The organism is Denitratisoma sp. (assembly GCA_032027165.1).
Classification (GTDB): Bacteria; Pseudomonadota; Gammaproteobacteria; order Burkholderiales; family Rhodocyclaceae; genus Desulfobacillus.
Window position 1 is genome coordinate 2,196,428 of the sequence record JAVSMO010000001.1, and the last position, 19,835, is coordinate 2,216,262.

General features: G+C 67.3%; 16 protein-coding genes. 5 read left to right on the forward strand and 11 right to left on the reverse strand.

What is annotated here, in order from left to right:
- Positions 1-14 precede the first annotated feature (14 nt).
- From pstB to ROZ00_10795, 11 genes are all read right to left on the reverse strand, one after another.
- The gene (pstB, locus tag ROZ00_10745) at positions 15-806 is read right to left on the reverse strand and encodes a phosphate ABC transporter ATP-binding protein PstB (GenBank protein MDT3736694.1); all 792 of its coding nucleotides are present in this window, start codon (positions 804-806) and stop codon (positions 15-17) included.
- Positions 807-812: 6 nt separating this feature from the next.
- The gene (gene pstA, locus ROZ00_10750) at positions 813-1,736 is read right to left on the reverse strand and encodes a phosphate ABC transporter permease PstA (GenBank protein ID MDT3736695.1); all 924 of its coding nucleotides are present in this window, start codon (positions 1,734-1,736) and stop codon (positions 813-815) included.
- Position 1,737: 1 nt separating this feature from the next.
- The gene (pstC, locus tag ROZ00_10755) at positions 1,738-2,649 is read right to left on the reverse strand and encodes a phosphate ABC transporter permease subunit PstC (protein MDT3736696.1); all 912 of its coding nucleotides are present in this window, start codon (positions 2,647-2,649) and stop codon (positions 1,738-1,740) included.
- 109 nt (positions 2,650-2,758) lie between these two features.
- Positions 2,759-3,754 (reverse strand): PstS family phosphate ABC transporter substrate-binding protein, encoded by a 996-nt coding sequence (locus ROZ00_10760; GenBank protein ID MDT3736697.1) that lies wholly within the window; start codon positions 3,752-3,754, stop codon positions 2,759-2,761.
- A 137-nt stretch (positions 3,755-3,891) separates the two neighbouring features.
- Positions 3,892-4,647 carry a hypothetical protein gene (locus tag ROZ00_10765; protein ID MDT3736698.1) on the reverse strand — a complete coding sequence of 252 codons (756 nt, stop codon included), beginning with the start codon at positions 4,645-4,647 and terminating at the stop codon, positions 3,892-3,894.
- 83 nt (positions 4,648-4,730) lie between these two features.
- Positions 4,731-5,372, reverse strand: a complete 642-nt coding sequence (locus ROZ00_10770; GenBank protein MDT3736699.1) for a lactate utilization protein C — start codon at positions 5,370-5,372, stop codon at positions 4,731-4,733.
- Positions 5,369-6,775, reverse strand: a complete 1,407-nt coding sequence (locus tag ROZ00_10775) for a LutB/LldF family L-lactate oxidation iron-sulfur protein (GenBank protein ID MDT3736700.1) — start codon at positions 6,773-6,775, stop codon at positions 5,369-5,371. The genes ROZ00_10770 and ROZ00_10775 overlap by 4 nt, the downstream gene beginning before the upstream one ends.
- Before the next feature lie 2 nt (positions 6,776-6,777).
- Complete coding sequence (locus ROZ00_10780; protein MDT3736701.1) at positions 6,778-7,506, reverse strand: (Fe-S)-binding protein; 729 nt, start codon at positions 7,504-7,506, stop codon at positions 6,778-6,780.
- Positions 7,507-7,573: 67 nt separating this feature from the next.
- Positions 7,574-8,344 carry a 3-hydroxybutyrate dehydrogenase gene (locus tag ROZ00_10785; protein MDT3736702.1) on the reverse strand — a complete coding sequence of 257 codons (771 nt, stop codon included), beginning with the start codon at positions 8,342-8,344 and terminating at the stop codon, positions 7,574-7,576.
- Between the two features lie 11 nt (positions 8,345-8,355).
- Positions 8,356-8,961 (reverse strand): response regulator transcription factor, encoded by a 606-nt coding sequence (locus ROZ00_10790; GenBank protein ID MDT3736703.1) that lies wholly within the window; start codon positions 8,959-8,961, stop codon positions 8,356-8,358.
- A complete protein-coding gene (locus ROZ00_10795) occupies positions 8,958-11,639 on the reverse strand; it encodes a PAS domain S-box protein (protein MDT3736704.1) in 2,682 nt (893 codons plus the stop codon). Before ROZ00_10795 ends, ROZ00_10790 begins: the two co-directional genes overlap by 4 nt.
- Positions 11,640-11,749: 110 nt before the next feature.
- Here ROZ00_10795 and ROZ00_10800 point away from each other — a divergent pair, with 110 nt between their 5' ends.
- From ROZ00_10800 to lpdA, 5 genes are all read left to right on the forward strand, one after another.
- The gene (locus tag ROZ00_10800; protein ID MDT3736705.1) at positions 11,750-12,931 is read left to right on the forward strand and encodes an ABC transporter substrate-binding protein; all 1,182 of its coding nucleotides are present in this window, start codon (positions 11,750-11,752) and stop codon (positions 12,929-12,931) included.
- Positions 12,932-13,509: 578 nt separating this feature from the next.
- Complete coding sequence (gene aceE / locus ROZ00_10805; GenBank protein MDT3736706.1) at positions 13,510-16,185, forward strand: pyruvate dehydrogenase (acetyl-transferring), homodimeric type; 2,676 nt, start codon at positions 13,510-13,512, stop codon at positions 16,183-16,185.
- A 9-nt stretch (positions 16,186-16,194) separates the two neighbouring features.
- On the forward strand, positions 16,195-17,514 hold the full coding sequence (gene aceF, locus ROZ00_10810) for a dihydrolipoyllysine-residue acetyltransferase (GenBank protein MDT3736707.1): 1,320 nt from the start codon (positions 16,195-16,197) through the stop codon (positions 17,512-17,514).
- Positions 17,511-18,089, forward strand: a complete 579-nt coding sequence (locus tag ROZ00_10815; protein MDT3736708.1) for an MFS transporter — start codon at positions 17,511-17,513, stop codon at positions 18,087-18,089. Before aceF ends, ROZ00_10815 begins: the two co-directional genes overlap by 4 nt.
- Positions 18,086-19,828 (forward strand): dihydrolipoyl dehydrogenase, encoded by a 1,743-nt coding sequence (gene lpdA / locus ROZ00_10820; protein MDT3736709.1) that lies wholly within the window; start codon positions 18,086-18,088, stop codon positions 19,826-19,828. The genes ROZ00_10815 and lpdA overlap by 4 nt, the downstream gene beginning before the upstream one ends.
- Positions 19,829-19,835 lie beyond the last annotated feature (7 nt).

A 19,835-nucleotide genomic window follows, 5' to 3' on the forward strand; every position in this document is an offset into this window, starting at 1 on the left:
CTGGATGGATCGACTCAGCCGAAACGGCCGGTGATGTAGGCCTCGGTCTGCGGGTTCTGCGGCTTGATGAAGATGTCGTCCGTCCAGCCGAACTCGATCAACTCGCCAAGGTACATGTAGGCGGTGAAGTCGGAGACTCGCGCCGCCTGCTGCATGTTGTGGGTGACGATGAGGATGGTCACCTTCTGCTTGAGCTCGGCGATCAGCTCCTCGATGCTCGCCGTGGCGATCGGGTCGAGCGCCGAGGTCGGCTCGTCGAAGAGCAGGATCTCCGGCTCGGTGGCGAGTGCGCGGGCGATGCAGAGGCGCTGTTGCTGACCGCCGGAGAGGTTGAAGGCCTGCTCGTGCAGGCGGTCCTTCGCCTCGTTCCACAGCGCCGCACCGCGCAGCGCCTCCTCGACCCGTTCCTCGAGGACGGCGCGCCTGTTGATGCCGCGCACGCGCAGTCCGTAGGCGACATTCTCGAAGATGGTCTTGGGGAAGGGGTTCGGCTTCTGGAACACCATCGACAGGCGCATGCGCACCTCGATCGGGTCGACCGACTTGTCGAGCAGGTTCACGTTGTCCGGATGCAGGCGGATCTCGCCCTCGTAGCGGTTGCCCGGATAGAGGTCGTGCATGCGGTTGAAGCAGCGCAGAAAGGTCGACTTGCCGCAGCCGGAGGGGCCGATCAGCGCGGTGACGCGCTTGTCGTAGATCGGCATGTCGATCTTCTTCAGGGCATGGAAATCGCCGTAATGGAAGTTCAGGCCGGCGGCGTGCGCCTTGAGCGGCAACGAATCGAGAGTGGGCTTCGGTTCAGCCATGTCGGATTACCACTTGATGTTGCGGCGGATGCGGTAGCGCAGCCAGATGGCCAGGCCGTTCATCGCCAGGGTCATGAATACGAGGATGAAGCCGGCCGCCGCGGCGTTGGCCTGGAAGGCCGGGTCCGGACGCGAGGTCCAGTTGAATATCTGGATCGGCATCACCGTGAAGGGGGACATCAGCCATTCAAAGGAAACGAAGGGCGCCTCGGCCTTCACCGGCGACGGCGGCAGGAAGGCGATGAAGGTCAGCGCGCCGACGGTGATGATGGGCGCCGTCTCGCCGATGGCGCGCGCCATGCCGATGATGACGCCGGTAAGGATGCCGCCGGTCGAATAGGGCAGGATGTGGCCCTGCACCACCTGCCACTTGGTGGCGCCGAGGGCGTAGGCCGCCTCGCGGATGGCGCCGGGAATGGCGCGGATCGCCTCGCGCGTGGCGACGATCACCACCGGCAGGATCAACAGCGCCAGCGTGAGACCCGCCGTCGCTACCGACTGGCCGAGGCCGAACTGATACACGAACAGGCCCAGCGCCAGCAGGCCATAGACGATCGACGGCACGCCGGCCAGATTGCTGATGTTGATCTCGATGACGTGGGTCATCCAGTTGCTCGGCGCGTATTCCTCCAGGTAGATGCCGGCGGCGACCCCCAGCGGCACGGCCACGGCGGCGGTCACGAGCATCACCATGATGGTGCCGACCCAGGCCGAGAGGATGCCGGCCTGTCCGGCACGGCGCGAGGGAAACTCCGTGAAGAATTCCGGCTTGAGGCGCGTGTAGCCATCGAGCAGCATGTCGACGAACAGCGTCGCGAAGGTCAGCAGGCCGATCGCCAGGCAGACAATTCCAATCAGGCCGAAGATCACGTCCCAGCGCTTGTGGCGCGCGATCAGCGCGCGGATCTCGGCGACGTCCTGTCGGGCCATTTCAGTATTGCTCCCTGTACTTGTGGCGCAGCCAGTAGCCGGCGATGTTGAACACCAGGGTCATCAGCATCAGCGTCAAGCCGGCGGCGAAGATGGTCTGGTAGCCGACGCTGCCGTGCGGCAGGTCGCCGAGCGCCACCTGCACGATGAAGGCGGTGATGGTGGCGGCCGGCTCCAGCGGGTTCCAGGTCAGGTTGGGCTGCATGCCGGCGGCCACCGCCAGGATCATGGTCTCGCCCACCGCGCGCGAAATGCCGAGGATGTAGGCGGCCATGATCCCCGAGAAGGCCGCCGGCACGACGACGCGCGTAGCGGTCTGGAAGCGCGTGGCGCCCATGGCGTAGGAGCCCTCGCGCAGGTTCATCGGCACGGCGCGCATGGCGTCCTCGGCGATCGAGCTGACCGTCGGGATGATCATGATGCCCATCACCAGGCCGGCCGAGAGCAGGTTGAAGCCGGGCAGTTCCGGGATGAATTTCTGCAGCAGCGGCGTGACGAAGAGCAGGGCGAAATAGCCGTACACGATGGTCGGCACGCCGGAGAGCAGCTCCAGCATCGGCTTGATCACCTCGCGGGTGCGCGGTCCGGCGAACTCGGAGAGGAAGATGGCGATAACGGTGCCGAGGGGAATGGCCACCAGCAGTGCCACGCCGGAGCTGACCAGGGTGCCGGAGAGCAGCACCATGATGCCGAAATGGGCGTCGTCGAACAGCGGCGTCCATTGCGTGTCGGTCAGGAAATCGAGAATCGGTACGTGGCTGAAGAACACCACGGATTCGGAAATCAGGATGTAGACGATGCCCAGGGTCGTAAACACCGACACCGACGCCGCCAGGAACAGGATCATCTCGATGATCTTTTCCTTGATGTGGCGCGAGGCGCGGTGGGCCAGACGGCTTTCGGACGGGGACATGGCCTGGTCGATGGTGGAAATCAGCGTGCCGTTCATGATATCGGACTCGGCAGGTCTTGCAAGACAAGCAAAGGCCGGCCCAGCGGCCGGCCTTTGCCGGACATTGATCTCAGAGCTTGCCTTCGCGCTTCATCAGCTCGTCGATGGTGATGCCGACCTCGGCGTTGCCGCCGAAGACGGTGCCCAGCTTGCCTTTCTTCAGGTGGTCCAAGTTGCCGGTGTAGGCCTTCTCCGGCAGCGGCACGTACTTCACCTCGCGCGAGAGCTTGGCGCCGTGCTTCATGTAGAACTCGACGAACTTCTTCACTTCGGCGCGTTCGTAGGCCTTCTCGCTGACGTAGATGAAGATCGGGCGCGACAGCGGCTCGTAGGAACCGTTGATGACGTTGTCCATGGACGGCAGCACCGCCTTGCCCTTCGGGTTCACCACCGGCACCGCCTTCAGCTTGCCGGTGTTCTCGGCATAGTAGGCGAAGCCGAAGTAGCCGATGGCGTTGACGTCCTGCGTCACGCCCTGCACCAGCACGTTGTCGTCCTCCGAGGCGGTGTAGTCGCCGCGGCTCGATTTGGCCTTGCCGACGACGGCCTCGGTGAAGTAGTCGAAGGTGCCGGAATCGGAGCCGGCGCCGAACAGCTTGACCGGTGCGTCCGGCCAGGCCGGGTTGACCTGGTTCCAGCGCGTCACCTTGCCCTGCGCAGCCGGCTCCCACAGCTTCTTCAGTTCTTCCACCGTCATCTGCTTGATGAAGGCGTTTTTCGGGTTGATGACGACGGTCAGCGCATCGAAGGCGACCGGCAGCTCGAAATACTTGATGCCGGCGGCGGCGCAGGCCTCCATCTCCTTCTTGAGGATGGGGCGCGATGCGTCCGAGATGTCGATCTCGCCGCGGCAGAACTTCTTGAAGCCGCCGCCGGTGCCGGAGATGCCGACGGTGACCTTGATGGCGTTCTTCTCTGCCTTCTGGAATTCCTCGGCGACCGCCTCGGTGATCGGATAAACCGTTGAAGAGCCGTCGATCTTGACGACATTGGACTGGGCCAGCGCGCCGCCGATGGCCAGTTGGCCCAGCGCCAGCGCGAGAATCGTTTGCTTGAGGTGTTTCATGTCTTCTCTCCTTGTCTGATGTTGCGGAGCGAAGTTTATTTCGTCAATGTGACGGGATTGTTACGGCCCGGAAAGCACCTTGCCGTCCTGCGGAGACTGACTTTTCCTGCGGAGGACAGATTGCCTGTGTCGCCAGTTCAGGAGCCGGCGCCCGCTTTCTCCTGCGACTGGTAGCGCTTGATCCAGTCTGCGATCTGCTGCGTCACATTGGCCTCGATGCCGAGGAACTGGTGGTAGCCGGAATGGCAGGGGTTGCCGCGGTTCTCGCCGCCCTCGACGGTGATCAGGTCGACGGCCGTGGCCTGCTTCATCGAGGCCATGACGCCGGGGATGGCGCTGTAGGGCGTGACGTGGCAGGCGTCGTCCTTGTGGTGGACGAACAGGGTGGGCACCGTGACCTGGTCGAGCGCGGCGTCCGTCACTGGGTGTGCAGCCGCCACCGGCTTGCTGGTCGTCGACGCCGTCAGCACGATGCCGTCCGGGCCGCGCTCCTTGAGCAGCACGGCGGCCGTGGCCGCCGACAGGGAGCCGTTGCTGGTGCCGATGGCCCAGACCGGCAGCCTGTTCTGCTCGCGCAGGAAGGCGATGACGGCGGCCGTGTCCCGGGCGTGCTCCGGCGTGTGGCGGAAATCGTCCAAATTGCGGCGGTCGGAGGGAACGTCGACGATGGCCACGGAAATGCCGTTCTGCATGAATCGCGCGGCACCGCCCGAGAGGAAATTCTCGACGCGCATCGAGCCGTTGGGGAAGATGCCGATGTTGCCGCCGCCGCCCTGGAACAGGATGGCATTCGCGACCGGGTTTTCCGCCTTGGCATAGACAAAGCGGATGGTGACGTCGGGACGGGTCGGCAACTCCTTGACTTCGAGCTGGGCGAACGCGCACCCGGACACAAGCGCGAATGCAATGAATAAACCCTGTTTCATCGGACCCTCACGGCAGTCGGGCACGGGAAACGAGCTGCCCGCTGGGCGGCTCAGCCGACCAGGATTATATGCACCCGATACGGCCCGTGCGCGCCCATCGTCACGGTCTGCTCGATGTCGGCGGTACGGGAGGGGCCGGAGACGAAGTTCACGGCGCGCGGCAGGCGGCCGCGCTCGGCGCGCGCAAGCGCCCAGGCGTCTTCCATGAAGGGCACGATGCGCGCCGTCTCGACGACGGCGATGTGGGTCTCCGGCAGCAGGCTCGCCGCGGCCGGCGTGTCGGGGCCGGAGAGCAGCATCAGCGTGCCGGTCTCGGCGACGGCGCAGAAGCAGCCGGTGACGCCGACGAGGTCGTCGCCGCGCGCCGGGCGGTCTTCCATGCCGAGGCCGGCGCCGATCCAGTCGAGCTTGCGCAGGCTGGGCCAGCAGACGCCGCCGGTGGGCAGGTGGTTCACGACCAGGTAGCGCGCGACGGCGCCGGGCACGGCCTGCAGGCTGGACACCTTCTCGACGGTGCTGGCGAGTGCCTCGGCGCGGGCGCGAAAGCGCAGCTCGGGTTCCCAGTCGCGCGGCGGCTGCAGGCCGACGGGGTGCGCGGCGAGGTGGGCGTCGATGGCCGCCGTATCGCCGGGACTGACTTTTCTATTCAGTGCGGCGCGCACGCGGCCGAGGATGGCGTCGCGGCTGCTCATGGGCGGCGCTCCTTGTACAACTCGCGGAAAGTCCTGCCCGCCGGCGCCGGGAAATCGCGGCCGTCGCTCCAGCCGGCGGCGAGCGGCAGGCGGTGGATCAGTTTCTCGTCGCCGCCCAGCCATTTCATCATCCGTGCGGCGAGGCGCGTGCCGAGCGCGTAGAGCGCCGGCCGCTGCGCCGCCCAGCCCCACAGGGCGAGGCCCACGCGTTCCGTCCAGGGCTTGAGGCCGCGCGCCATCTGTTCCTCGCGCAGTTTGCGCATGAGGTCGGGCAGCGGGATCTTCACCGGGCAGACGACGCCGCACTGGTTGCACATGGTCGCCGCGTTTGGAAGCTGAACGGCGTTCTCCAGGCCGACGTAGGACGGCGTCAGGATGTTGCCCATCGGGCCGGGATAGACCCAGCCGTAGGCGTGGCCGCCGACGGCCTGGTACACCGGGCAGTGGTTCATGCAGGCGCCGCAGCGGATGCAGCGCAGCATCTCGCGCATCTCGCCGGCGAGCAGCTTCGAGCGGCCGTTGTCCACCAGCACGATGTGGAACTGCTGGGGTCCGTCGGACTCCTCGAGGTGCTTCGGCCCGGTGTGGACCGAGACGTAGTTGGTGATGGCCTGGCCGGTGGCCGAGCGCGGCAGCAGGCGCAGCAGGGTCGACACGTCCTCCAGCGTCGGCACCACCTTCTCGATGCCGGTGAGGGCGACGTGCAGGCGCGGCAGCGTGGTGCACAGGCGGCCATTGCCCTCGTTGGTGACGATCAATGTCGATCCGGTCTCGGCGACGAGGAAATTGGCGCCGGAGACGCCCATGTCGGCGGCGAGGAACTTCGGCCGCAGGATCTCGCGCGCCTCGCGCGTCAGCGCCGCCGGGTCGGTCTTGCGCGGCGTGCCGTGCTTGGCGTGGAAGAGGTCGGCTACGTCCTCGGCGGTCTTGTGGATCACCGGCATGACGATGTGCGAGGGCGGCTCGGCGTCGTTGATCTGCAGGATGTACTCGCCGAGGTCGGTCTCGATCGGCTCGATGCCGGCCTCGATGAGGGCGTCGTTGAGGCCGACCTCCTCGCTCACCATGGACTTCGACTTGGCGACGGTCTTCACGCCGTTCTCGCGCGCGATGTCGACGACGATGCGGCAGGCCTCGGAGGCGTTCTCCGCCCAGTGCACCACGGCGCCGCGCGCCGTGGCCTCGCGCTCGAAGCGCTCCAGATACAAATCGAGGTCGGCCAGCGCGCGGTTGCGGATGGCCTTGCCCACCTCGCGCAGCGATTCGAAGTCGCCGAACTCGGCCACCGCGTTGGTGCGGTTCACCACCGCCTTCACCTTGATCAGGCCGAGGCCCTTCTGCAGCTTGGCGTCGCCGAGGTTGGCGGCGGCGCGGGCCTTGAATTCGTTGGAGCGCAGTTCCACGGCTACTCGCCCTGCCCGGCCAGCACTTCGGCAATGTGCAGCACCTGCGTCTTCAGGTCGCCGCGGCGGCGCAGGCGGCCCTCGATATTGAGCAGGCAGCCGAGGTCGCCGCCGACGATGGCGTCCGCCCCGGTGGCGCAGGCGTGGCCGCACTTGTTGTCGGCGAGCTGGGTCGACACTTCGCCGAACTTCAGCGAGAAGGTGCCGCCGAAGCCGCAGCAGGTCTCGGCCTCGTGCATCTCTGTCAGCGTCACGCCCGGCAGCTGCGCCAGCAGGGCGCGCGGCTGCGCCTTGACGCCCAGCTCGCGCAGGCCGGAGCAGGAATCGTGGTAGGTCACCGTGCCCTTGAAATTGCCGGGCACGCTGTCGAGCTTGAGCACGTTGACCAGGAAGTCGGTCAGTTCATAGGTGCGGGACGCGAGGCCTTCGATGCGCTTGAGCGTGGCCGGATCGTCGCGGAACAGTTCTGGATAGTGGGCGCGAATCATGCCGCCGCAGGAACCCGAAGGGGCGACGACGTAGTCGAAGCCCTCGAACTCCTCGAGCACCTTGCGCGCCAGGGCGATGGCGTTGGCGCGGTCGCCGGAGTTGTAGGCCGGCTGGCCGCAGCAGGTCTGCGTCTCCGGCACTTCGACCGTGCAGCCGCCGTGCTCGAGCAGGCGGATCGCCGCGAAGGCGACGCCGGGCTTCATGAGGTCGGCGAGGCAGGTGACGAAGAGGGCGACGCGCACGCTGGACTCCTTGTGGACGGTCAGCGATTCTAGCGCCAAGCCGGACCGGCCAGCACTGGGGATTACCCTATTTCGCCGTCCAGCCCAGGTCCATGGTCAGCGCGGCGCCGGTGATGACGCCGGCGGCGGGCGAGCACAGGTAGGCGACGAAGTCGGCCACCTCGGCCGGCTCGATCAGGCGCTTGATGGCGGCCGGCTCGAGCATGACCTTCTCGATCACCTCGGCCTCGGGGATGCCGCGCGTCTTCGCCTGGTCGGCGATCTGGTTGTCCACCAGCGGCGTGCGCACGTAGGCCGGGCAGATGGCGTTGGCGGTGATGCCGCAGGCGCCGCCTTCCAGCGCGGCCGTCTTCGTCAGGCCGACCAGGCCGTGCTTGGCGGCGATGTAGCCGGCCTTGTTGGGCGAGGCGATGAGGCCGTGGATCGACGAGATGTTCACGATGCGCCCCCACTGCTGCCGCTTCATCGCCGGCCAGCAGTAGCGCGTCAGCAGGAAGGGCGCGGTGAGCATCACCGCCTGCATCCTGTCCCACATGTCCTCGGGAAAGTCCTCGATCGTCGAGACGTGCTGGAAACCGGCGTTGTTCACCAGGATGTGCACCGTGCCGTATTGCGCCAGGGCGGCGTCGACCAGCGCCTTGCAGTCGGCGCGCTGCGCCGAATCGCCCTTGACGAAGTGGCCGCCGATGGCCGCGGCGACTTCGGCGCCCTTGTCGCTGATGTCGGCCACCACCACTTTGGCGCCGTCGGCGGCCAGCCGCTCGGCGATGGCCTTGCCCAGGCCGCTGGCGGCCCCCGTCACGATCGCCACTTTTCCTGCCAGACTGCCTTGACTCACTTTCCTCTCCTTTACTGTCTGACGCGCATCACGGCCTGGACCAGCTCGGCCACGGTGCGCACTTCCATCTTGTCCATGATGCGGGCGCGGTGAACTTCCACCGTCTTGATGCTGATGTTCAACACGTCCGCGATCTGCTTGTTCAGCTTGCCGGCAATGACAAGATCCATCACTTCGACCTCGCGCTCGGTGAGGCTGGCCAACCGCTTCGCGATGGCCGCGCCCGTCCGCTTTATCTCGCGCTTGCTGCGATCGAGTTCCAGGCACTGCCCGACCAGGCGCAGCATGTCCTTGTCGCCGAAGGGCTTCTCGATGAAGTCCACGGCGCCCTTCTTCAGCGCCGAGACGGCCATCGGCACGTCGCCGTGGCCGGTGATGAAGATCACCGGCAGCGTGCAATGCCGCAGGTTCAGCTTCTCGTAGAGCTCGAGGCCGCTCATGCCGGGCATGCGCACGTCGAGCACGATGCAGCCGGCCATGTCGTCGCGGCAGGCGGCGAGGAAATCCTCCGCCGAGGCATAAGCCGTGACGGCGAAGCCCTGCGATTCGAGCAGCCAGGCGAGCGAGTCGCGCATGGCCTCGTCGTCGTCAACGATGTAAACACGCTGGTCCGTCATGAGTCTGTTCCAAGCGGCAGTGTAAACCGGAACACGCTGCCGCCCCCCGGGTTGGGCTGCACCCACAGGCGGCCGTCGTGGTATTCGACGATGGAGCGGCAGATGTTGAGGCCCATGCCCATGCCCTCGGCCTTGGTGGTGAAGAAGGGCGTGAACAGCCGTTCGACCTGCTCGTCGGTGAGGCCGCAGCCGCGGTCGGCCACCGCCACCTCGACGGCGCTTCCGTCCAGCCGGGCCGAGAGGGCCAGCACCCGCTCGTCGGCCGGCGTCTGCTGCATGGCCTCGATGCCGTTCTTCACCAGGTTGAGCACCACCTGCTCGATCATGATGCGGTCGGCGAACACCGGCGGCAGGTCGGCCGGAATGTCCACGCGAATGACCGCCGCCGCCTTGCGCGCCTCGATGTCGGCGAAGCCGATGGCCTCCTCGACGATCTCGGCCAGCGCCACCGGTGCGCGCACCGGCGCGCTCTTCTTCACGAACTCGCGCGTGCGGCGGATGATCTTGCCGGCGCGCTCGGCCTGGGTGCTGGCCTTCTCCATGGCGGCGAGGATATCCTCCCGCCGGAAGTCGCCGGACTTGAGGCGGTTCACGCTGCCCATGCAGTAGTTGGCGATGGCGGAGAGCGGCTGGTTCAGCTCGTGGGCCAGGGAGGAGGCCATCTCGCCCATGGTGATCAGGCGCGAGGTCTGCTCGAGCCGCTCCTGGTGCTGCAGGGCCGCCTCCTCCATGTGCCTGCGGTCGGTGACGTCGGCGGCGATCTCCATGCGCACGACGCGGCCGTCCACCCAGCGGATGGCGCGGTCGCGCAGGTGGAACCAGCGGCCGGAGAGCCGATGGCGGATCTCGCCGTCGAACAGTTCGCGCGGTACGTCGTCAAGGCCGAGGCTGCGCGGATCGACGAGGAAGTCGCTGCGCTCGGGATGGCAGGCGGTGGTGACCTGCCAGCAGTTCTTGCCGACGGCGTCCATGCCGTAGAGCTGCTTGAATGCGCGGTTGGCATAGAGGATCTCGTCGTTCGCCACGTCGGCGACGTACACCGCCGTGTCGAGACCGTCGAGCACGGCGACGAAGCGCTCGTGCGCCGCCTCCAGCTCGGCGCGGGCGCGCTTCGGCTCGGTAATGTCGTTCATCGAAGCCATCCAGCCGAGCTGGCGGCCGCCGCTGTCGATCAGCGGCGAGAGGTACATGCGCACATCGAAGCGCTCGCCGTTGCGGCGCATGATGCGCATCTCGTAGCCGCCCGGCGGCGCCTGGCCCGCAAGCGTCTGCTCGAGGTCGCGCCGCAGCTGGTCCGCCTCCTCGGGCGGCCAGTAGGGAAACGGCGGCCGCATGCCGACCAGTTCCTGCTCGCTCCAGCCGATCATGCGGCAGAAGGCCGGGTTCACGAAAATGATGCGCCCCTCGAGGTCGATGGCGCGCAGGCCGGTGACGAGCGACTCGCCCATGGCGCGGCGGAAGGCGTAGGCGCTCTTCAGCTTCTCCTCGTCCTCGCGCCGGTCGGTGATGTCGTGGGCGACGGCGTAGAGCAGCTTCTCCTCCGGCACCGGATTGATGGCCCACAGCAGCCAGTGGTAGCGGCCGTCCGCGCCGCGCCAGCGGTTCTCGAAGCTGGAGGGCTTGCCTGTGGCGAGCCGGCGCAACTCATCCACGGTCGCGGCCATGTCCTCGGGATGCACGTAGTCGAGCAGCGGCTTGCCGGTGATTTCCTCCGCCGAATAGCCGAGCACGCGGCCGAAGGCCGGGTTCACGCGGCGGAAACCGCCGTCCATGCCGGCGATGCAGAGCATGTCGAGCGACAGGTTGAAAAGGCGGTCGCGCTCCTTCTCGACCCTGACGCGGCGCTGGAAGTGGCCGCGCAGCGCCCACAGGCTCCACACCACCACCAGGGTCAGGCCGGCAATCAGGAACAGCGGCACCACCCGCGCCACGCCGGGGTCGGTGCGGAAGGCCTTGGCATGAAGCTGAAGGCCGTTGCCGGGCGGGTCGAAGTCGATGGCGTAACTGAGGGCGTCGTCGGCCGGCCTCACCGTGGTGTTGGCGGCCAGCACCCGGCCCTCGGCATCGACGATGCTGAGGCTGTATTTCTCGCCGAACCAGGCCGGCACCAGGTGGCGCACCATGCCCTCGATGGTATACACGCCGACCAGCGCGCCCATATATGTGCGGCCGAACTGCACCGGCACGTAGACCTCCAGGAGCGCCGCGCCGCGGTGGTTGACGTAGGCCTCGCCGTAGGTCGGCCGCTCGGAGGTGAGGGCGTGGGCGAAGCTCGACGGCTGCGCGCCGGCGAGGCGTTCGCCGGCGATCCAGTCGGTGGTCTCGAAGGGTGCCGCCCAGCGGATGATCTGGCCGGAATCGACCCAGACGATGCTGGCGAGTTCCGGCGTGTTGGCGAGGTACTGCGTGGCGCGCACGTGGAAGGCGTTGCGGTCGAGCTTGCCCTCGGCCATCTCGCGCGCCATCTGGGCGAGATGATCCTGCGTGCCCTGCATGTGCAGGCGCATGGTCTGCTCGGCCCACTGCACGTCTCGACCGAGGGTGTCGTTGATCAGGTCGGTCTCGCGCTTCTGCAGCCCCCAGACGAGCGCCAGCATGGCCAGGGCAAAGATGCCGATGGCGACGTAGGGAACGCTCCAGACCCAATTGCGCTGGCGGATGGTGGCTTCGGTGTTCACGGGTATCGGAGGATGTCACCGGGGATTTTCTCACGCCCTTGGGGTTTACCCGCATTTGCCCCCCGCGGCCCGCTGGTTAACCTGCGCTCAGGCCCTGACGAGGAAAACATGTGAAGCTGCTGCGCCTGATCGTCCTGGCGGGATGGGCGGCCTGTGCCGCCGCGCAGGCCGCCGAACCGATCCGCATCGGCGTCTCCGGCCCGTTCACCGGCGGCTCGAGCCCGATGGGGCTGTCGATGCGCGACGGCATCCGCGTCGCGGCCGCGGAAATCAATGCCTCGGGCGGCCTGCTCGGCCGGCCGGTCGTGCTCGTCGAGCGCAACGACGAGGCGCGCAACGAGCGCGGCGCGCAGATCGCCCAGGAACTGGTCGGCAGGGAGAAGGTCGTCGCCGGCATCGGCATTGTCAACACCGGCGTGGCCCTCGCCAGCCAGCGCTTCTACCAGGAGGCGCGCATCCCGATGATCACCGCGGTGGCGACCGGCTCGATCGTCACGCGCCAGTTCCTGCCGCCGCAGTATCCCGACAACTTCATCTTCCGCATGGCGGCCAACGACACCATCCAGGCCGCCATGATCGTCGAGGAGGCGATCGAGCGGCGCAAGTTCCGCAGGGTGGCGATCCTCGCCGACTCGACCAACTACGGCCAGCTCGGCCGCGAGGACCTCGAGCGCGCCCTCGAGAAGAAAGGCATCCGCGCCGTCGCCGTGGACAAGTTCAACATCCGCGACATCGACATGACGCGCCAGCTCATCAGGGCGCGCGAGGCCGGCGCGGAAGTCCTGCTCACCTACGGCATCGGCCCGGAGCTGGCACAGATCGCCAACGACGCGGCCCGGCTCGACTGGCGGGTGCCGATCATCGGCGGCTGGCCGCTGTCGATGTCCAACTTCATCGACAACGCCGGGCCCAACGGCGAAGGCGCGCGCATGCCGCAGACCTTCATCCAGGAGGCGGACTCGCCGAAGCGCCGCGCCTTCATCGCGGCCTGGCAGAAGCTCGCACGCGCCGAACGCATGCCCTCGCCTTCGGCCGCCGCGCAGGGCTACGACGGCATGCTGCTGCTCGCCGCGGCGATCCGCCAGGCCGGCACCACCCATGGCTCGCGCGTGCGCGAGGCGCTGGAAAACCTCGGGGAAAAAGTCGAGGGCGTCATCATGACCTATGAGCATCCCTTCTCCCGCACCGACCACGAGGCCATCGACGGCCCCGGCCAGGTGACGATGGGCGAGGTGCACGGCGGCCGCGTCGTGCGCGCCTACGGGGACACCCGGAAGAAAACGGCGAAGTAAGCCCCCGGCGCCGCGAAACGGGCAATTGCGGTACCGATCCCCATGTCCTATATTGATAATTCATATAGGGAGCCGGTTCGCGGCCAGTCCGACGGGCGCCGAACCGCTCATTTGCGTTGTTCCTCATCGAAAGGGAGATTCCATGAAGCGTTCACTATTGTTTGCCGGTATGGTTGCACTCGCCCTGACTGCCTGCGGGAAGAAGGAAGCTCCGCCGCCTCCGGCGGCTGCGCCCGCACCTGCCCCGGCAGCCGCACCCGCGCCTGCCCCAGCGCCCGCACCCGCCCCGGCACCCGCCCAATCCGGCATGTCGGGCATGGAAGGGATGTCCGGCATGTCCGGCGGCCCGGTCATGAACGGCGCAAAGGAAGAGCCGAAGAAGTAAGACCGGCGCATCGAAGAGCCAGCCTGAGGGCTGGCTCTTTTTTCGCCTATTGCACTATCCGGTCTCTTGTTTTACCATACGAAAAGCTTCCCCCGGCACACCACCCCGTACTAGAGTGGAAGCAAAGGCCCGCCGAGGCGGGAAAAAGGGCGCGCACGAGGCGTCCGCTGCGACAACTGACGAGGAGACAACCATGTCAGCACTGCCGAACAACCTGCTGCCGTCCGACCCGGACACGCAGGAAACCCAGGAATGGCTCGACGCCCTCGAGGCCGTCATCGAGCAGGAGGGGCCGGAGCGCGCCCATTACCTGATCGAGTGCCTGGTCGACCTGGCCCGCCGCACGGGCATCAACCTGCCCTACAAGGCCACCACCGCCTACATCAACACCATCCCGCCCGGCCAGGAAACGCCCTCGCCCGGCAACCATGAGCTGGAGCACCGCATCCGCTCCTACGTGCGCTGGAATGCGCTGGCCATGGTGCTGCGCGCCAACAAGGGCGACTCCAACCTCGGCGGCCACATCGCCAGCTTCGCCTCCGCCGCCACGCTCTATGACGTCGGTTACAACCACTTCTGGCACGCCCCCTCCGAAACGCACGGCGGCGACCTGCTGCTGTTGCAGGGGCATTCGAATCCGGGCGTCTATGCGCGCGCCTTCCTGCTCGGCCGCCTGACGGAAGAGCAGATGAACAACTTCCGCCGCGAGGTGGACGGCAAGGGCCTCTCCTCCTATCCGCACCCGTGGCTGATGCCCGACTTCTGGCAGTTCCCGACGGTGTCGATGGGCCTCGGCCCCCTGCAGGCGATCTACCAGGCGCGCTTCATGAAGTACATGAACGACCGCGGCATCGTGCAGGCCGGCAACCGCAAGGTGTGGGCCTTCATGGGCGACGGCGAGATGGACGAGCCGGAGTCGATGGGCGCCATCGGCCTGGCCGGCCGCGAGCGCCTCGACAACCTGATCTTCGTCGTCAACTGCAACCTGCAGCGCCTCGACGGCCCCGTGCGCGGCAACGGCAAGATCATCCAGGAGCTCGAGGCCGACTTCCGCGGCGCCGGCTGGAACGTCATCAAGGTGATCTGGGGCAGCTACTGGGACCCCCTGCTGGCGATGGACACCAAGGGGCTGCTGCGCAAGCGCATGGAGGAATGCGTCGACGGCGACTACCAGACCTTCAAGTCGAAGGACGGCGCCTACGTGCGCGAGCACTTCTTCAACACGCCGGAACTGAAGGCGATGGTCGCCAACTGGTCGGACGACGACGTCTGGCGCCTCAACCGCGGCGGCCACGACCCGCACAAGATCTACGCCGCCTACCATGCCGCGGTAAACCACGCCGGCCAGCCGACGGTGATCCTCGCCAAGACCATCAAGGGCTACGGCATGGGCGAGTCGGGCGAGGCGCAGAACATCACCCACCAGCAGAAGAAGATGGGCACCGTCTCGCTGAAGGCCTTCCGCGACCGCTTCGGCCTGCCGCTGGCCGACGAACAGGTGGAGAAGCTGGAGTACATCAATCCCGGCCCCGACGCGCCGGAAATCCAGTACATGCGCGAGCGACGCGAGGCCCTCGGCGGTTTCCTGCCGCACCGCAGGCAGAAGGCGGAGCCGCTGGAGGTGCCGAAGCTGTCGGCATTCGAGACGCAGTTGAAGGCTTCCGCCGAGGGCCGCGAGTTCTCGACGACCATGGCCTTCGTGCGCATGCTCGGCACGCTGGTGAAGGACAAGAAGCTCGGCAAGCATGTCGTGCCGATCGTCGCCGACGAGTCGCGCACCTTCGGCATGGAGGGCATGTTCCGCAGCCTCGGCATCTGGTCCTCGGTCGGGCAGAACTACACGCCGCAGGACCACGGCGAGCTGATGTTCTACAAGGAATCCAAGGACGGCCAGATCCTGCAGGAAGGCATCACCGAGTCCGGCGCCATGGCTTCCTGGATCGCCGCGGCGACGTCCTACAGCACGCACGGCGTGCAGATGATCCCCTTCTTCATCTAYTACTCGATGTTCGGCTTCCAGCGYTTCGGCGACCTSGCCTGGGCGGCCGGCGACCAGCGCGCGCGCGGCTTCCTGCTCGGCGGCACCTCSGGMCGMACGACGCTGAACGGCGAGGGCCTGCAGCACGARGAYGGCCACTCGCAYATCCAGKCSGCGCTGATYCCCAAYTGCGTCKCCTACGAYCCGACCTTCGGYTAYGAGGTGGCGGTGATCCTGCAGGACGGCCTGCGCCGCATGGTGCAGGAGCAGGAGGACGTCTTCTACTACATCACCCTGCTCAACGAGAACTACCCGCACCCGGCCCTGCCGGAAGGCGCGGAGAAGGACATCCTCAAGGGCATGTACCTCTTCAGGAAAGGGCCGGCCGGCAACAATCCGCGCGTGCAACTCCTCGGCTCCGGCGCCATCCTGCGCGAGGTGATCGCCGCCGCCGAGCTGCTGAAGAAGGACTGGGGCGTCGAGGCCGACCTCTGGAGTTGCCCGAGCTTCACCGAACTGGCGCGCGACGGCCAGGCCGCGGCGCGCTGGAACCTGCTGCACCCGACGGAAAAACCCAGGCTCTCGCACGTCGAGCAGTGCCTGAAGGACACGCGCGGCCCCGTGATCGCCTCGACCGACTACGTGCGCGCCTTCGCCGAGCAGATCCGGCCGTATGTGCCGCGCCGCTATGCCGTGCTCGGCACCGACGGCTTCGGCCGTTCGGATACCCGGGAAAAGCTGCGCGGCTTCTTCGAGGTCGACCGCCACTACGTCGCCGTCGCCGCGCTGAAGGCGCTGGCCGACGAGGGCCAGCTGGACAAGGCCAAGGTGAAGGAGGCCATCGCCAAGTACGGCCTCGACCCGGACAAGCCCAACCCCGTCACCGTCTGAGGAAACGCCATGCCGCTCATCGAAGTGAAAGTGCCCGACATCGGCGACTTCAAGGACGTGCCGGTGATCGGCATAGAAGTCAGTCCCGGCGACACGGTGAAGGCGGAGGACCCGCTCGTCACCCTGGAGTCCGACAAGGCCACCATGGAGGTGCCGGCCCCCGTCGCCGGCACCGTGAAGGAAATCCGGCTCAAGGTCGGCGACAAGGTCTCGGAAGGCTCGCTGGTGCTGCTGCTGGAGACGGCCGAAACTGCGCCCTCTCCCCAACCCTCTCCCGCAAGCGGGAGAGGGAGCGAGCCCTCCCTCTCTCCCCCGCGGGGAGAGGGGGCTGCCGCGCCCAAAACGGCCGAGCCCATCGCCCCACCCCCACCCGCTCCGCCCCCGGCCCCGGCCGAGATCGCTGCCGAGGTCGCCGGCGGCCACAAGGCCCACGCCAGCCCCTCGGTGCGCCGCTTCGCGCGCGAGCTGGGCGTCGACGTGGCGCAGGTGAAAGGCAGCGGCCCCAAGGGCCGCATCCTGCAACAGGACGTGCAGGCCTACGTGAAGGGCGCGCTGGCGCAGCCGCGCGGCGCCGGGCCGGCCGCCGGCGGCGGCGGGCTGGACCTGCTGCCCTGGCCGCAGGTGGACTTCGCCAAGTTCGGCCCCATCGAATCGAAGCCGCTCTCGCGCATCAAGAAGATCTCCGGCGCCAACCTCGCCCGCAACTGGGTGATGATCCCGCACGTCACGCAGTTCGACGAGGCCGACATCGGCGAGCTGGAAGCGCTGCGCGTGCAGCTCAATAAGGAGAATGAAAAGGCCGGCATCAAGGTGACGATGCTCGCCTTTCTGATCAAAGCCGCCGTCGCCGCACTGAAGAAGTTCCCCGACTTCAACGCCTCGCTCGACGGCGAGAATCTGGTGTACAAGCAGTACTTCCACATCGGCTTCGCCGCCGACACGCCGAACGGCCTGGTCGTGCCGGTGATCCGCGACGCCGACAAAAAGGGCGTGCTTGAGATCGCGAAAGAGATGGGCGCGCTCTCCGCCAAGGCGCGCGAGGGCAAGCTCGGCCCGGGCGAGATGCAGGGCGGCTGCTTCTCCATCTCCAGCCTCGGCGGCATCGGCGGCACGGCGTTCACGCCGATCATCAACGCGCCGGAAGTGGCCATCCTCGGCGTGTCGAAGTCGCAGACGAAGCCGGTCTGGGACGGCAAGGCCTTCCAGCCGCGCCTGATGATTCCGCTCTCGCTGTCCTACGACCATCGCGTCATCGACGGCGCCCAGGCGGCGCGCTTCACGGCCTATCTCGGCGGGATCCTGGCCGACATGAGGAGGGTGCTGCTGTGACCACCATCGTCGCGGTAAAGAAGAAGGGCATGGTGGCCATCGCCGCCGACTCGCTCACCACCTTCGGCGACACGCGGCTGGGCCGCCAGTACAAGGGCGAGCACGACAAGATCATCGAGTTCGGCGGCTCGTACATCGGCCTGTGCGGCAGCAGCGCCCACCACCTGGTGCTCTCGGCCCTGCTGCCGAAGCTGGAGGACATCAGGCTCGGCAGCCGCATGGAGGTATACGAGACCTTCCGCCGCCTGCATCCCGTCCTCAAGGAGCAGGGCTACCTCAACCCCAAGGAGGACGAGGACGATCCCTACGAGTCCTCGCAGATCACCGCGCTGATCGTGAACAGCTCGGGCATCTACGGCGTGTACTCCTATCGCGAGGTGTTCGACTACGACCGCTTCTGGGGCATCGGCTCCGGGCGAAACTTTGCCCTGGGCGCGATGTTCGCCGCCTACGACCGCTGCAAGACGGCGGCCGACGTGGCGAAGATCGGCGTCGAGGCGGGTGCCGAGTTCGACACCGCGACGCAGGGCCCGATCGTCCTGCACACCGTCAAGCTGAAGAGGTCCCGCAAATGAGCATCCTGGAAGTCCGCGTGCCCGACATCGGCGACTTCAAGGACGTGCCGGTGATCGGGGTGGAAGTCAGTCCCGGCGACACGGTGAAGGCGGAGGATCCGCTCGTCACCCTGGAGTCCGACAAGGCCACCATGGAAGTGCCCGCGCCCGCCGCCGGCACGGTGAAGGAAATCCGGCTCAAGGTCGGCGACAAGGTCAGCGAAGGCACGCTGGTGCTGCTGCTGGAGACCGTCGAGAGTGCGGCCGCCTCGCCTGCCCCTCCCCCCTTTGAAAAAGGGGGTCCGGGGGGGATTTCTCCCGCCGCCGACATCGAAACCGACATGCTCGTCCTCGGCGCCGGCCCCGGCGGCTACTCCGCCGCCTTCCGCGCCGCCGACCTCGGCCTGAAGACCGTGCTGGTCGAGCGCTACGCCGCACTCGGCGGCGTCTGCCTCAACGTCGGCTGCATCCCCTCCAAGGCGCTGCTGCACGTCGCTGCCGTGATGGAGGAGGCCGCCCACATGGCCGACCACGGCGTGACCTTCGCCGCGCCGAAAGTGGACCTCGACAAGCTGCGCGCGCACAAGGCCAAGGTCGTCACGAAGCTCACGCACGGCCTCGCCGGCATGGCCAAGGCGCGCAAGGTGGACGTCGTGCGCGGCTACGGCCACTTCCTCGACGCCAACCGCCTCGAGGTCGAACTCACCCAGGGCGAGGGCCAGGAGAAGGCCGGCGGCAAGAAAGTCGTCCGCTTCCGGAAATGCATCATCGCCGCCGGCTCGAGCGCCGTGCGCCTGCCCTTCATCCCCGACGATCCGCGCATCGTCGACTCGACCGGCGCGCTCGAGCTGCGCTTCGTGCCGAAGCGCCTGCTGGTGATCGGCGGCGGCATCATCGGCCTGGAGATGGCGACGGTTTACTCGGCGCTCGGCGCGAAGGTGGACGTCGTCGAGATGCTCGACGGCCTCATGCAGGGCCCCGACCGCGACCTCGTCAAGGTGTGGGAGAAGAGGAACGCCGGCCGCTTTGACAAGGTGATGCTGAAGACGAAGACCGTCAAGGTCGAGGCGCTGAAGGAAGGATTGAAGGTCTGGCTCGAAGGCGAGCAGGCGCCCGCCGAGCCGCAGCTGTACGACATGATCCTGCAGTCGGCCGGCCGCAGCCCGAACGGCAGCAAGATCGGCGCCGACAAGGCCGGCGTGGCGGTGGACGCGCGCGGCTTCATCGCCGTCGACAAGCAGATGCGCACGAACGTCCCGCACATCTTCGCCATCGGCGACCTGGTCGGCCAGCCGATGCTGGCGCACAAGGCGGTGCACGAGGCCCACGTCGCGGCGGAAGCGGCGGCGGGGCACAAGAGCTTCTTCGACGCCCGCGTGATCCCCGGCGTCGCCTACACCGACCCGGAAGTGGCCTGGGTCGGCCTCGGCGAGGCCGAGGCGAAGAGGCAGGGCATCAAGGTCGGCATCGGCAAGTTTCCCTGGGCCGCCTCCGGCCGCGCCATCGCCAACGGCGCCGAGCACGGCTTCACCAAGCTCGTCTTCGACGAAGAGACCCACCGCATCGTCGGCGGCGGCATCGTCGGCCCCAACGCCGGCGACATGATCGGCGAGATCGCCCTGGCCATCGAGATGGGCGCCGATGCCGTGGACATCGGCAAGACCATCCACCCGCACCCGACCCTGGGCGAATCGATCGGCCTGGCGGCGGAAGTCTATGAGGGCGCTTGCACCGACCTGCCGCCATCAAAGAAGAAGTAAAATCCTG